Annotated in this window: 18 protein-coding genes; 9 read left to right on the top strand and 9 right to left on the bottom strand. The window is 40.0% G+C overall.

Annotated features, from left to right (window positions below; genetic code table 11):
- Positions 1–30: 30 nt before the first annotated feature.
- Positions 31–2,094, top strand: a complete 2,064-nt coding sequence (gene recJ / locus G3T18_RS01210) for a single-stranded-DNA-specific exonuclease RecJ (protein WP_224408691.1) — start codon at positions 31–33, stop codon at positions 2,092–2,094.
- A gap of 210 nt (positions 2,095–2,304) precedes the next feature.
- Here the strand turns inward: recJ and psb30 are convergent, their stop codons facing one another.
- Positions 2,305–2,436 (bottom strand): photosystem II reaction center protein Ycf12/Psb30, encoded by a 132-nt coding sequence (gene psb30, locus G3T18_RS01205; protein ID WP_224408690.1) that lies wholly within the window; start codon positions 2,434–2,436, stop codon positions 2,305–2,307.
- Between the two features lie 187 nt (positions 2,437–2,623).
- Between psb30 and G3T18_RS01200 the strand changes: the two genes are divergently transcribed.
- The 3 genes from G3T18_RS01200 to G3T18_RS01190 all read left to right on the top strand — a co-directional run bounded on the left by G3T18_RS01200 (position 2,624) and on the right by G3T18_RS01190 (position 3,821).
- On the top strand, positions 2,624–2,974 hold the full coding sequence (locus G3T18_RS01200; protein WP_224408689.1) for a YkgJ family cysteine cluster protein: 351 nt from the start codon (positions 2,624–2,626) through the stop codon (positions 2,972–2,974).
- Positions 2,975–3,082: 108 nt separating this feature from the next.
- A complete protein-coding gene (locus tag G3T18_RS01195) occupies positions 3,083–3,496 on the top strand; it encodes a TMEM165/GDT1 family protein (protein WP_397333897.1) in 414 nt (137 codons plus the stop codon).
- Between the two features lie 25 nt (positions 3,497–3,521).
- Complete coding sequence (locus tag G3T18_RS01190) at positions 3,522–3,821, top strand: TMEM165/GDT1 family protein (protein WP_224408688.1); 300 nt, start codon at positions 3,522–3,524, stop codon at positions 3,819–3,821.
- Between the two features lie 31 nt (positions 3,822–3,852).
- On the opposite strand, the gene G3T18_RS01185 is transcribed toward G3T18_RS01190, so the two are convergent.
- The 3 genes from G3T18_RS01185 to sipA form a co-directional block, all read right to left on the bottom strand.
- On the bottom strand, positions 3,853–4,359 hold the full coding sequence (locus G3T18_RS01185) for a hypothetical protein (RefSeq protein WP_224408687.1): 507 nt from the start codon (positions 4,357–4,359) through the stop codon (positions 3,853–3,855).
- A gap of 341 nt (positions 4,360–4,700) precedes the next feature.
- Entirely contained in the window at positions 4,701–5,504 is an 804-nt protein-coding gene (locus G3T18_RS01180; protein ID WP_224408686.1) for an SDR family oxidoreductase, read from the bottom strand.
- Positions 5,505–5,582: 78 nt separating this feature from the next.
- Positions 5,583–5,801, bottom strand: coding sequence for a regulatory protein SipA (gene sipA / locus G3T18_RS01175; protein ID WP_224408685.1), 219 nt, complete (start codon positions 5,799–5,801; stop codon positions 5,583–5,585).
- Positions 5,802–5,993: 192 nt separating this feature from the next.
- Between sipA and G3T18_RS01170 the strand changes: the two genes are divergently transcribed.
- The 3 genes from G3T18_RS01170 to G3T18_RS01160 all read left to right on the top strand — a co-directional run bounded on the left by G3T18_RS01170 (position 5,994) and on the right by G3T18_RS01160 (position 6,746).
- Positions 5,994–6,269 carry a BrnT family toxin gene (locus G3T18_RS01170; RefSeq protein ID WP_224408684.1) on the top strand — a complete coding sequence of 92 codons (276 nt, stop codon included), beginning with the start codon at positions 5,994–5,996 and terminating at the stop codon, positions 6,267–6,269.
- Complete coding sequence (locus G3T18_RS01165; RefSeq protein WP_224408683.1) at positions 6,253–6,465, top strand: hypothetical protein; 213 nt, start codon at positions 6,253–6,255, stop codon at positions 6,463–6,465. Before G3T18_RS01170 ends, G3T18_RS01165 begins: the two co-directional genes overlap by 17 nt.
- A 62-nt stretch (positions 6,466–6,527) precedes the next feature.
- Entirely contained in the window at positions 6,528–6,746 is a 219-nt protein-coding gene (locus G3T18_RS01160) for a hypothetical protein (RefSeq protein ID WP_224408682.1), read from the top strand.
- Here the strand turns inward: G3T18_RS01160 and G3T18_RS01155 are convergent.
- From G3T18_RS01155 to G3T18_RS01140, 4 genes are all read right to left on the bottom strand, one after another.
- On the bottom strand, positions 6,722–7,507 hold the full coding sequence (locus tag G3T18_RS01155; protein ID WP_224408681.1) for a DUF4276 family protein: 786 nt from the start codon (positions 7,505–7,507) through the stop codon (positions 6,722–6,724). The two genes, G3T18_RS01160 and G3T18_RS01155, sit on opposite strands and share 25 nt — an antisense overlap.
- The gene (locus tag G3T18_RS01150; RefSeq protein ID WP_224408680.1) at positions 7,504–8,691 is read right to left on the bottom strand and encodes an AAA family ATPase; all 1,188 of its coding nucleotides are present in this window, start codon (positions 8,689–8,691) and stop codon (positions 7,504–7,506) included. The genes G3T18_RS01155 and G3T18_RS01150 overlap by 4 nt, the downstream gene beginning before the upstream one ends.
- Before the next feature lie 113 nt (positions 8,692–8,804).
- Positions 8,805–9,812, bottom strand: a complete 1,008-nt coding sequence (locus tag G3T18_RS01145) for a sirohydrochlorin chelatase (RefSeq protein ID WP_224408679.1) — start codon at positions 9,810–9,812, stop codon at positions 8,805–8,807.
- 272 nt (positions 9,813–10,084) lie between these two features.
- On the bottom strand, positions 10,085–11,317 hold the full coding sequence (locus G3T18_RS01140) for a tRNA nucleotidyltransferase/poly(A) polymerase family protein (protein WP_224408678.1): 1,233 nt from the start codon (positions 11,315–11,317) through the stop codon (positions 10,085–10,087).
- Positions 11,318–11,403: 86 nt separating this feature from the next.
- Here G3T18_RS01140 and G3T18_RS01135 point away from each other — a divergent pair, with 86 nt between their 5' ends.
- Together G3T18_RS01135 and G3T18_RS01130 are read left to right on the top strand one after the other, a co-directional pair.
- Positions 11,404–11,652 carry a Ycf34 family protein gene (locus G3T18_RS01135; protein ID WP_224408677.1) on the top strand — a complete coding sequence of 83 codons (249 nt, stop codon included), beginning with the start codon at positions 11,404–11,406 and terminating at the stop codon, positions 11,650–11,652.
- A 193-nt stretch (positions 11,653–11,845) separates the two neighbouring features.
- Entirely contained in the window at positions 11,846–12,469 is a 624-nt protein-coding gene (locus tag G3T18_RS01130) for a DedA family protein (RefSeq protein WP_224408676.1), read from the top strand.
- Positions 12,470–12,530: 61 nt separating this feature from the next.
- Here G3T18_RS01130 and G3T18_RS01125 read toward each other — a convergent pair whose 3' ends face one another.
- The gene (locus tag G3T18_RS01125; RefSeq protein ID WP_224408675.1) at positions 12,531–13,214 is read right to left on the bottom strand and encodes an SDR family oxidoreductase; all 684 of its coding nucleotides are present in this window, start codon (positions 13,212–13,214) and stop codon (positions 12,531–12,533) included.
- Positions 13,215–13,435: the final 221 nt, after the last annotated feature.

The following is a 13,435-nucleotide window of genomic DNA, read 5'->3' as shown; positions in this document are numbered from 1 at the left end:
CAATGAACGATGAACAACGGAAAGTAAACAATGATCGATCGATTGCCTGCTCAACGGTGGCAAATAGCACCAACAGCAAAGGAAAAAGTTGATTTATTCATTCAAACTACTGGACTCGATCCTTTAATTGCTCGAGTAATTGTCAATCGCGGTATTGATACTCCCCAAGAAGCTTATACTTATCTTGACCCGGAAGTGGAGCAGTTACCCTCACCACTGGATGATTTCCCCGATTTGGCGAAAAGTGTCGAGTTGCTCACAGAAGCGCGATCTTTTGGGGAAAAAGTGGCGATTTGTGGTGACTATGACGCTGATGGGATGACTAGCACGGCTTTATTGTTACGTGCTTTTGCTCATTTGGGGATAGATGTGGATTATGCGATTCCTAGTCGGATGAAGGATGGCTATGGGATTAATCAGCGTATTGTTGAAGAATTTGCGGAGTCTGGGGTTGGCTTAATTTTAACGGTTGATAATGGCATTTCTGCTTATGAGGCGATCGCGCGGGCGATCGAGTTGGGGTTGACGGTAATTATTACCGATCATCATGATATTCCCGAAAAGTTACCACCCGCCGATGCGATTCTCAATCCGAAGTTAATTCGTCCTAATTCGCCTTATCGCAGTTTGGCTGGAGTTGGGGTTGCTTATATTTTGGCGGTAACTACTGCCCAAAGTCTAGGTTTACTTAAGGGTTTGACGAATCAATTGCTGGAGTTATTTACTTTAGGAACTATTGCCGATCTTGCGCCGTTGGTGGGGGTTAATCGTCGTTGGTTGAAGCGTGGTTTGCGGATCTTACCAAAGTCGGAAATCCGGGGAATTCAAGCTTTGATTCAGGTTGCAGGTGTTAGTGAGTCACAAAAAGCTTTAAAACCCGATGATATTGGTTTCAAACTGGGACCGAGAATTAATGCTGTGGGGAGAATTGGCGATCCTCAAATTGCGATCGAATTGTTGACGACTACTGATGAAGGTATTGCTTTAGAAAGGGCGATGCAATGCGAACAATTAAATCATCAGCGTCAGCAACTTTGCGAACAAATTGAACATGAGGCGATTTCAGCAATTGAGCAATTTCAACAAGCATCTCCTCAGCCTGCACTATATCGCAAAACTAATGCTCCGGATCTAATTACTGCGCCGACTGAAACTCATTTTTATGATTATCTTCAAGCGAGAGTTTTAGTTATTGTCCAACCAAATTGGCATCATGGAGTTATTGGGATTGTTGCTTCTCGTTTGGTGGAACGTTATGGTGTTCCTGTGTTTATCGGAACTTATGAAGATGAGGAAAAAACACACATTCGGGGTTCGGCTAGAGGTATTCGCGAATTTAATGTTTTTCAGGGTTTAGAATATTGTGATGATTTACTAGGTAAATATGGCGGACATCATGCGGCTGGTGGTTTCAGTTTATCTGCGGCTAATTTAGTTGCTTTTCAACAAAGGTTGAGTGAGTTTGCTTATCAATGTTTAGAACGAGAACATCTCAAACCGCTTGTGGAAATTGATGGGGAGGCAAATTTTAGTCAATTAACTCCTAGTTTCTACCAACAAATTGATAGTTTACAACCTTGGGGAATTGCCAATAATTTTCCAATATTTTGGACTCCAAATGTCAGGGTTTTGGAACAGCGTATTGTTGGCAAAAATCACCTCAAACTGGTACTCGGTCAAGATACTCCTCATGGTACTAGAAAAATGAGCGCGATCGCGTGGCGTTGGGGGGCTTATTTTCCTTTACCTAATCGTCTCGATATCGCTTACAAGTTGCAAGAAAATCATTTTCAAGGCAACACGAATATCGAGTTACAATTAGTAGGCGTGCGACTACCTGCAAACGCGACTCTTCCTAGTAAAAAAGCTAAATTCGATTATCAAGGAAATTCTTATCTTTGTAACCTTGTCGAACCCGAAAATGAACTCAGAATTAGAAATTCTCGTGGTGAAGTTCTCGCTATTCGTCAAGGGGAAACTGTGGGTTTGCGCGGAAAAACCAGAGATGATGCTGTCCAAGTTGACATTAGCAAACCTATCTACTCTAACTTAATTCAAGCCGCGATCGCAGCCCTGGATACAGTTACCAGTTAGCACGTAGCCGCATTTACCAATTACCAGTTTGTCTCCCAATTAGTACAATTTCCCCAATCCCTCCCACTTCCAACCTCGACTACCAACCACCCACTACCCACTGGTAACTGGTAACTGCTCACTGTTCACTGAAAACCCCAGTCCCCACTCACTAAAAATATGGACGCACCGAAATGCGTCCATACCATAACCAGGATAACTGCAAAAGGTTTAAAGATCGCCGCCGCGAGCAGCCAGTAGAAAAATTACTACTGGTCCTGAGAGCATAATTAAAGCAACGAACAGCAATTGAAAAATTACTTCCCAGTTAACGCTTGTTAAAGCACTCGTAATAAAATCCATATCTCCTCCCGATTTTGGCAACCCGAAACAATGTTTAAGGCAAAAACACAAACTCGTTTAATATATTACCTGGCAAATCGCAAATTTTTTTCAGAAACTACATAAAAATTCATAAAGTTTTGTTATGTTAGCTGGGCGATCGCGAGAATTTTGCTACCCTATTTGAGGAATCAGCCAAATAATAACTATGTCAACTTGGCGTTGCGTGCAAAATTGTGGAGCCTGCTGTCATCTCGATCCCAGCGAGCGACCAGACTTAGAAGATTATCTCTCATCCGAGGAACTAAAGCAATATTTAACGATGGTGGGAGAAGATGGTTGGTGCGTGAATTTCGACCATCATACCCGCAAATGTCGCATTTACGAAGAACGTCCTCGCTTTTGTCGGGTTCAACCAGAGACATTTCAGCAGATGTATCAAGTCTCTCCAGAAGAGTTTAACGATTTTGCTATTGACTGCTGTCAGCAGCAAATAGCGGGAGTGTGGGGATTTAATTCTGCGGAAATGTTTCGCTATAATCGGGATCTCCCAGGTTGAAATTTGCCGACAATTTCTGGAATAATAAATAAATTAATATTTGTCAAAACCTTGGCAAATAGCCCACCTTAGCCTTGTAGCTGTAGTAAACTTAGCCTGATAATTAACGTGACCTATACAGAGCCAGTTGAAAAAGAGCTTTCTCAAACTAACCAGTCCGAAAATTTGCCGACAGCAAAACTCGAATCGTGCACTTTAGAAGCTATAGCACAAAAAGAGAAAATTGTCAAGAATAAAAAAATGGGCTTTTGGGGCGCATTTAGTTCGACATTTGTTACCATCTTTTTAGCCGAAATGGGAGATAAAACCCAGCTAGCAACGCTTTTGATGACGGCGGAATCTCATTCACCTTGGATTGTCTTTGCAGGTGCAGCTACAGCTTTAATTGCTACCAGTTTATTAGGAGTGATGTTGGGCTGTTGGTTAGCAAAAAGACTACCTGCGGGAATTCAAGACAAGGTAGTAGGAATGCTGTTATTATCAGTTTCAGCCTGGTTGTTGTGGGATGTAATCCAAGGTTAAGTTAATTTGAGAATGAGAAAAAATAATGGACTGGCAATTACTCGGACTGGCATTTATAACTGTATTTTTAGCAGAATTAGGAGACAAAAGCCAATTAGCAGCGATCGCGCTTTCTGGTAACTCAATTTCTCCTCGCGCTGTATTTTTCGGCTCAGTAACAGCTTTATTGCTAACTAGCTTCCTGGGAGTTATTTTAGGACAAACAGCCGCCGAGTTTTTACCAACTCGGATTGTAAAAGCGATCGCTGCACTCGGTTTTGCACTTCTCGCACTGCGAATCCTCTTTTTTAACTCGGAAGCAGAAGAAACCGAAGGCTGTGATTAGAGATGTTGGGTGCAACATCTCTAAAGCAATTTTAGATCGCGCAAGTATCGCGATAGCACCAACGGAGCAACGTTGCACCTGCAATCAACTTGACAACTTCTAAACCCCAGTAAGCTTCGTGTAGGGGAATCATCGATCCTGACATCGTGGTAGACGGAGCAAAAAGATTTAATTGCAGCGCCAAGCCACTCATTTGTGGTGTCAAAATGTAAGTATAGATAATAGCGATCGCTAACAAAACACCAGCTAAAGCTAGACAGACAATTTCTCGGTAAGAAGACAATTTATGAGATCCGTGTAATACCAAAGCTCCTGTCATCACCAAAGCCGCGCACAATAGCTCGATATGATTGAAAATGCCAAAAATAGTATAACCCGCAGCCGCGAACCCAGCTTGATTCATCATCCCAGCCGCCGATAAACTTGGTACAACTGCCAAGTCTAACAGCAAACTACCACTGAGCCAGAAACCTAAAGCAAACATTACTATAGTTTGCCAGTTAACTTTATTTAATCCTTGACTAGGAATAGCATTCATAAATATTCCTCAACCTTTCTTATGTATATTTCTAGCTTAACTAATTTCTCCAGCAACAAATATCAAAATTCGTAAAGAAAAAATTTGTAATCTAGTAATATTTCTACTCAATTCTTACCAATAAGAAATGTAAACTTAAGCTCTATTTCAACTGACGGTTATTACTACCATATCCAACCGGAAATTATGCAGGAAAAGAATAAACTTTATGCAGATTGTCAATTACCGGGGCTTCATTTATTGATTGTCGAGACTAGGCTGGCAAAATCTCTACTTCTCAAAAACTCTTTTAATCAAAGCATTTACCAGCGAAAAATCAGCGAAATAAACCTCTAAAAAAACTAACCTTCACCAGTAGCAAAACCAGGATAAAGAGTCATTCCCCCATCAATATATAAAGTTTCACCGTGAACATAATCGCTATCATCAGAAGCCAACCAAACCGCAGCTTTGCCAATATCTTCGGGTACACCAATCCGCCCATAAGGAATCAATTTCAACAACTTTTCTCTTGCCTCGGCTGTCTCCCAAGCTTCGCGATTAATTGGCGTTTTAATTGCACCTGGGGCGATACTATTAACGCGAATTTTATACTGAGCAAGTTCTTGAGCAATACTCTGCATAAAAAGCTTCATTCCACCTTTAGAAGCAGCATAATTACTATGACCAGCCCAAGGAATTATATCATGTACCGAACTCATAAAAATAATTTTCCCAGCAGCACAAGAACGTTCCGAAATCACCCCGCGACGAATAAATTCTTTCGCTGCTTCCCTAGCACAAATAAAAGTACCGCCTAAATTAACATTAATCACTTTTTGCCAATCAGCCAACGACATATCGACGAGATTAGCATCTTTTTGCATACCTGCATTATTCACCAAAATGTCAATCGTACCAAACGCCGCGAACATTTCCGCAAACATTTGCTGAACAGCATTTTCATCACTAACATCAGCTTGAAGCGCGATCGCAACTCCACCCTCAGCCTCGATCTCTTCCACAACTTGCAAAGCTTCTGACTTCGAGCTACGATAGTTTACCACAACCTGTGCCCCTTCAGCAGCCAAAGCCTTAGCTACGGCAATACCAATTCCCGAACTTGCACCTGTAACCAAAGCTACTTGATTTTTGAGACGTTGCATAACTTCACTGCTACTGTAAAAACTTCGCAAATATGGTAATTTACTCAGCTATTCACGCGCTTCTGCTGAAAGTTAGAGCTATACAGGTTCAATATACTGATTTTCCAGCAAAAAAGCACCCTTAGCAAAACGTACTCCCCAGTATCCCCCAGGACGGCGATCGAGAACCACACCTTCTTCACCAACTTTAATTATGTCCGGAGGACGTAACATTGGCATCGGTTCCGCCGTTTTCAGATAAGGAGGTAGAGTTACCACCCGTACTTTTTCACCTACAGTAATCTCTTTCTCACTCATAAATCCTGCGCTCTGTGATGTTCAAACTGATAATAGCAAATAGACTAGGGCTGTCAATTTCCTAAATATTTATAATTTATACCGAGAAATTTTCGTAAAACTATAAACAAATCTTTTCAGTCGCACTAACTAATTAGAGTTTAATACAGATTCTCCCCTGAAAATCTTGGTGCTAAAAGCTAAAATAGTTCTATGAAGTTTCAGTGGAACCAAAGTAAAGCAAATAGCAACATTAAAAAGCACGGTGTGTCTTTTGAGGAAGCTGTTACAGTCTTTGGAGATCCATTAGCTGTAACGATCGCTGACCCCGATCACTCAGTTGGTGAGTTCCGGCTTCTAACGATAGGATATTCCAAGTTACAACGGCTTCTAGTTGTATCCCATACTGAGCGAAAAGACGAAGTACGCCTAATCAGCGCTCGTTTAGCCACTAAACAGGAGAGGAAAAATTATGAGTCAAGAACCTGAAAAAACTGGTAACGATGAAATGAGATCTGAATACGATTTTTCAGGTGGTGTTCGGGGTAAATATTACGAAGCTTATACGCAATCGAGTAATGTAATCATCCTCGATCCAGATGTTGCAGAAATCTTCCCAGATTCGGCTTCGGTGAATGAAGCTTTACGATTGCTTGCAAAAATAGCGAAGTCGATTACGGTCTAATAAATGATTAGCTTGTTAAGCAAAGGTTTTCAAATTACCGAAATTGATTTTTAGCTAAACTTATGGATTTTTATCTTTTAATTGAGAAAATAAGAAAACGTCCTGCTCTTTATCTGGGAAAAGCTTCTCTTAGTCATCTGCAAGTTTTTTTAGATGATTATACTTTTGCGCTTCGTCCTCAAAAGTCTCTGCTTCCTCAATTATGGGCTGTTGCTGTGGTAGCCACGGATAATCTTGCTGCCCATACAGAGAGATTTCAACTAAGTAAAAGGTCTAATTGAGAAGCAGTAACTTCATATAATTTGCCAGTTTTGATCTGATAAAGTTCTTCTAAAGAGTTTAAATCTAAATCATCAGCATAGGGATACTGTTGAATAATTTTTAAGCACCAAGCAAAAAGCGTGCGTAAAGCTGCACAGGTTTCAGGATTAGCTAAAATATGGGTAACATCAAGCTCTTGTAAAATTTTTCCGCCATCTCTAACTTCCTGAAACCCAGAGTAAATTTGTTTCAACTCTCCTTTAGGATGACGAATTGTTTCTACATCTCCTGCAAAATCTCGTAAGGATGTGCCTAAAACTTTATTGATAGACTGAGCATTAGCAAAATAGTAAGCCTCTAGCATATTTACTAAAAAATGAACAGAGGTCTGATTTTTTTGTTTCGGTAGCATCGTATCTAGGATTGTTCGATAACGATCAAATACCTCTTTAGCAATCTCTTGGCGATCTGCTTCTAAATCATCAATCAAAATGACATATTTACAAGGATCTGACTTGATATATTCTCTTGCTGGAATACCAATTCTTTTTTCATCCTTACTCAAAATTGTCTTTCCACTTCCCACCATTTTTAACTTCTTTATTTTAGATGTGATAGGATTAAGTTGTTCTACTTTACCAATGACTTCAAAAGAACAAATACCTGTTTCCATCAATGACCTAAATAACTGAGGCAAATATTGTTCTTCTCCTCGTCCTGTCACCAGTAAGCCAAACTTAAAGTAATAACAGGGAGAACGTGAACTAGAGGGAACACTCACGCTTTCACCTCTTTAATTGCAGGCTGACTTTGAGGGGCAATCATTTCTGCCATATAAAGCGAACCTACTGCATAATTTTCGAGTAAGTCTTGAACTTCTTCAATTTGGCTCACTCTTTTAATAACTGTTTTTCCCTGAGCATCTAATTCGGCAGCTAAGATATCCTGGGCTTCAAATTGGCTTAATAAAACAGGGGAATGAGTTGCGATAAATACCTGCTTATTCCATTCTTCTGTTGCTAGTTTAACCGCTTTGCCAAAAATCGCTAATGCCCAAGGATGAAGGGATGTTTCTGGTTCATCCATTAAAATCAATGTTCTATTTTTACCTTCAGAAAACAAAGCAGTTAAGTTAATTAATAGCTGTAAATGTCCATCGGATATGCCGGAGGCTTGAATTGGTTTACGTCTTTTTTTATCTAGAAAATAAGCATAGACACTTAAACGTCCTGTTTGTTCAAAATACAGTTCTTCAAAGTTTGGAAAGGCTTCTCTCATAAATTGGAGGATCGTTTGATAACGATCGTCTATGACATGGCGATCGTGTAAGTTCCGCAAAACTGACCACAAATTTTCAGCGCGATCTTGTAAGCGATCGCTATAATCTACTTCAGAACCAAACTTCTTTAACTTATCAAGGGGGTAAGAACGAGAATTGTAAGAACGAACTTGTCTTAATAAATTATCAATTTCAGAAGCAACGGAATTATTTTGAGCTAGTTCTACATATTTGGTTAAAGCCAGTTTATTCGGTTCTTTAAGACTACTAAATGTTTCTTTTGATTCTTCGTAACTAAATAAGACTCTATTACTCCCAATTGTTCTATTTATCATTGATAAATCAGTTTCTTTGCTAATTAATTTTTCACCTACAAATGGCTCAATTCGTCCTGAAGAATAGCCAAAATAAACCTGATACCGTGCTAAGTTACTTTCAAGTTCAATAATAATATTTTCTTGTTCCTCTGCCCCATCCCAAAGCAAGCCAATACCATGATCTCGATCTGATGAAGCAAACTCAACCCCTCGAATTGCACAATCTCGTAAAAACCAAATTGTATCTAAAAATGTTGATTTGCCAACTCCATTCGGTCCAAACAAAACATTGAGCGAATTAGTTTGCACTGATATATCTGCCAAGCATCGGTAGTTTTTTACAACAATTTTTATTAAAGGGCTGTTCATAAGTTTTAATTTAACTGTGGTTTATTAGGAGAGAGTTAACATGGTGCGAGGTACGCCAGAAAGTTGTTCGTTTTCCACTGGTAGAATTGGTAAATGCAGGTACTTATTTCATCTTACGGTGCTTGCCAAATACGTTGATGATATTGGTCTAAATTAGCATAAGGATCTGGTGTATCATGCTCGTGGTGATGGTGATGATGACCGTGGTGGTGATGATGATGTTCGTGAGAATGTCCATTACTTACACTATCTTTAGCAGCTAATCGAAACTTACACATTTCGCAATTCATCTGCACATTTCCGAGTTGAGTTTCTATTTCTCTGGAACGTAAGATTTGCAATAATTGCGGTTGAATGCCCATTTCTGGTAAGCAATTCATCGTAATATGAGGATATTGTGCTTGTTGTTCGGCGGTAATGTTAAAAATCTTTTTCATTAATACGCCAGTAAACAAGAAATATGGTAAGACAATAATCCTTTTTGGTTCGTAAAGACGAGCGCGACGAAAACCTTCTTCGAGACGTGGATGAGTGATTCCAATAAAACAAGTTTCTACGGTATGATAACCGCTTCCTTCCCAAATCATGCGGGCTAATTTGTAAACATCACCATTCGCATCGGGGTCACTCGAACCTCGTCCAATAAATAACAAAACTGTTTCTGCACGAGAGATGTTGTGAGGATTATACTCTGGTTTGTCGAGTTCTGCGAGGCGATCGCGCCACAATTCGAGAATACCAGGTGCGATCCCAAAATGTCGTCCGTAATGAAATTTTACCTGCGGATGGCGTTCTCTGGCGCGATCGAGTTCGTTGGTAACGTCAAATTTATTATGTCTGGCAGCAAATAATAAAATTGGGACAACGGAAAATTCGGTGTATCCTTGTTCGACGCAGTTGTCAACTCCTTCTTGAATTGTTGGGGTTGTCAGTTCCAGAAAACAAGGTATTACTGGTCTGGATGAATCTAGTTTATGATAAGCTTCGGCAAAATCAATGAAAGTTTGACGACCTTCTGTGTCTCTGGTACCGTGACCGATCGCCAGTAAGGGTCGTTTTAATGGTAAAGGTGGTAATTGGAGGGATTTCTCAGTGAAGCTGTTCGAGTTTGTAGCAACCATTCAACTTAATATTTCTTGACAGAATTTATATCTTAGCCGATCCCGTCTGCGAGCAAAATGCAGGGTAGGGGGGTTTCAGTGAACAGTTAGCAGTTAGCAGTTATCAGTTAGCAGTTATCAGTTAGCAGTGAACAGTTATCAGTTAGCAGTTAGCAGTTAGCAGTTATCTATAACGATTAAGACTTGAAATTGGAACAAACAGGACAAGAAAGAATTGGAGGACAAACTGTTCACTGATCGCTGTTCACTGTTCACTGTTCACTGGTCACTGGTCACTGGTCACTGAAACCAGTCCCCAATTCCCTAGCAAAAGCGATCGCGTCTTCTACCGTGACTATTTTACCTTCGATGCGGGCGATTTGGATTTCTGTGAGTAATTTGCCGATTTGGGGTGATGGTGTCAATTTTAGCCGATTAATTAAGTCGTTTCCGGTAACTAATGATGTAGGATGGGCTACTAAATCTTCTGGGTTAAGATAGCGTTTAATTAAATTAGCAATTTGTTCTATTTCTTTTCCTGTAGCTAGGGCTAAGATTGCTAAAGTGGGAAAGACATCTCCGAGATTCTGAAACAAAAAATATTCTTCTCGTAAACTTTGGGGTAGCAAATTTGGTAAGGATTTTAATGCAGTTGTAACTGTACGAATTTCCGCTTTGGAATACTTTAATTGAATTAACTCTAATTCGGCTGCTGCTGGCTGAGTCGAGACCAGACAAGCAAGTTTGGCTAAATTTAGTCTCGATAATGATTTTCCGCTAACTGATGTGTTTAATTGCTTTGCTAATTTGGGAAATTTTTCTACTACATTCTCGGTAACTTTGTCAACCTTTTCAATTAGTTGGAAATTTTCTGGAGTTGCTTGGGGAAACCAAAATTGCAGCAACTTGTCTTCGTTTGCAGCAGCTAACCAGATGTAAGATTGTGGCGCTGCTAAAAGATAATTTAACTCGGTTTGGACTCGTTCGGCGGCAACTTTAGGTAATAATTGATTTAAACGGCTAATTGTTGCGCGAGTTGTGGGTTCGATGGTGAAATTAAGTTGAGCCGCAAAACGATAAGCTCTTAATAAACGTAAGGGATCGTCTTCGAGATTGGCAACGGAAACCATTCTCAAAATACCTTTTTGAATGTCTTTTTGTCCTTCGAGAGGATCGATTAATTCAGTAGTAAGAGGATTATAAGCGATCGCGTTAATTGTATAATCTCTTCGCTGCAAATCCGTGACTAAGCTATCTCCTTCCTGAAGCGCAAAATCAACAGTTCCCTCGTCAAAAACAACTCTCGCAATTTGTCTTTGTTCGTCTAACAAAACAAAACCTGCTTGACAAATACGCGCAATTTTGCTAGCAGTTTCTACCGCTTGAGTTGCTAAGACAAAATCAAAGTCAAATTCTCGACGTTTACGGTTGAGTAAAGCATCTCTGACTGCACCACCAACCAGATAAGCTGGTTGGGGTAGTAACTCTAAACTGAAAGGAAAATTTGCTGCTGACGGTAAAGTCATTAATTCACAAAAATCAATCTAAAGAACCAGCGATCGCGCTTTGGTCTGAGCTAAATTAACAGAAAAGCACTCCGAAAATTTGTGCCATGTGTATTTGTGTAAACTGTTACTTTGTAGACCGTTGCGAAACCTACCACGCTGTAGAAACGCAACACGAACAAGAACATTTGACGGAAAACCCGGATTTTGAACCCAAAGAACCGTCAATCAATGTTAACATCCGTCCTCGCGAAGATCACATCGAGATGGAATGGGATGTGGTCGGCTGTCATAGTTTCTTGCGGGAGGATGGTAAATGGGCGAAACTACGCCCTGGAGAAGCTGTCCCTACCTAGGGTTTGTTGCTGACGGCAAAAATCTCGCGGGATTTTTGCCGTCTAACTATTTTCGTCAATAATCTTGACAAGAATAGTTAAATATGGTATGAGATCGGAAATTAGCAGGAATCTGTAGAAACCGTAATTGACATTACTGTAGCGATCGCGCCAAGATGAAAAGGTAGGTAAACCTTTGTAAAGGCTGTACTGGATGTCTTTTGAGTTTTTGTCGCTGGAGGCAATCCAGAATCTTGCTCGCGAATACGGCTACTGGACAGTATTTATCGGCATTGCCCTCGAAAATACAGGAATACCTTTACCAGGCGAAACAATTACGATTGTTGGCGGTTTCCTGGCAGGTAGCGGCGAGTTAAGGTATTGGTACGTTTTGGCAAGCGCGATCGGAGGCGCTGTCTTAGGCGATAATTTTGGTTATTGGATTGGTAAATTTGGTGGTTGGCATCTTTTAGTTAAAGTGGGGCGTTTTTTCCGTATCAGTGAAAAGCAACTGCAACAAGTAAGAAACGAATTTAGCGAAAACGCTCCCAGAGCCGTATTTTTCGGTCGTTTTGTCGCTTTATTGCGGATTTTCGCAGGTCCGTTAGCGGGAATTGCTCAGATGCCTTACCCACAATTTCTACTTTGTAATATTGGTGGTGCTACTATTTGGGCATCAATAATGGTTACTTTATCATTCTTTTTGGGCAGAATTGTACCTTTGCAGCAATTAGTAACTTGGGTAACTAATTTTGGCATTATTGCCCTAATTTTACTGATTGCTTCGATTACGATACCTGTTTGGTTGGAGTCTCGAAGAAAAAAAGTTGAAGGATAATTTTTGTCATCAACTTAAAGAAAGACAGAGAAAAATTTCTCTGTCTTTCTTTATAGTTAAATTAAACTGGTACAGTTAAAGGCATACCATTATCTTGAGGAGAAATTTCCAAGAGGAAAGGAACAGATTTGCTAACCCACTCCGCAATAGAAGTATAATTAGCAGCTTCTTCACCGAAACAGATTTCCAGCATATCAGTGTGAATAACACCAGGATTAAGTGAAATTGCCGCCATACCCACCGGAAGTTCTTGCGCTAGCGATCGCGTTAATCCTTCAATTGCCCATTTTGTGGTACAATAAGGAGCAACTTCCGGTGAAGTAGAACGACCCCAACCAGAGCTAAAATTAACCACAATACCGCTTTGACGTTCGATCATTGCTGGGAGAAAATGACGAATAACATTAGCTACACCTTTGATATTCACATCAATAACTCGATCGAATTCTGTAGCTGAAACTTGCCAAAGTGGCTCAAGATTATTGATCGTCGCAGCATTATTAATTAACAAATCTGGTGCGCCATACTCAGCTAATAAAATTTTACTCCAAGCTTTCACTTCGCGATCGTCGGTAACATCTATTGCTGCGAAATCATGAGGAGAACCAAATTTAGCTTGTAATTTCGCGATCGCATCTTCATTACGAGCGCAACCTAAGACTGTATGTCCTCGTTTAATAAACTCTTCAGTCATAGCACGACCTAGACCGCGACTAACCCCTGTAATTAAAATCAATTTTACCATTTTTTTGTAGATGAAACCACAGATGGACATAGCACTGATAATAGCGTTTTTTTGAGCCAAAGCCAAATCCTTACTACTACTTGCCGTTTTGTCAACTTATTGCGATCTCGATGGATGTAAAAAAATATTTTTACATCCCCCTATTTGTTATCTGTATTAGCTATAATGACTACAAGTTTAATTAAACTAAAAAACACTTAATTTTCTTTAGTCTACACAAT

It is taken from the genome of Oscillatoria salina IIICB1 (genome assembly GCF_020144665.1).
In the GTDB taxonomy this organism is placed as follows: Bacteria; Cyanobacteriota; Cyanobacteriia; order Cyanobacteriales; family SIO1D9; genus IIICB1.
Note: the sequence above shows the minus strand (reverse complement) of the source record. Positions and strands in the feature narration are given on the sequence as shown.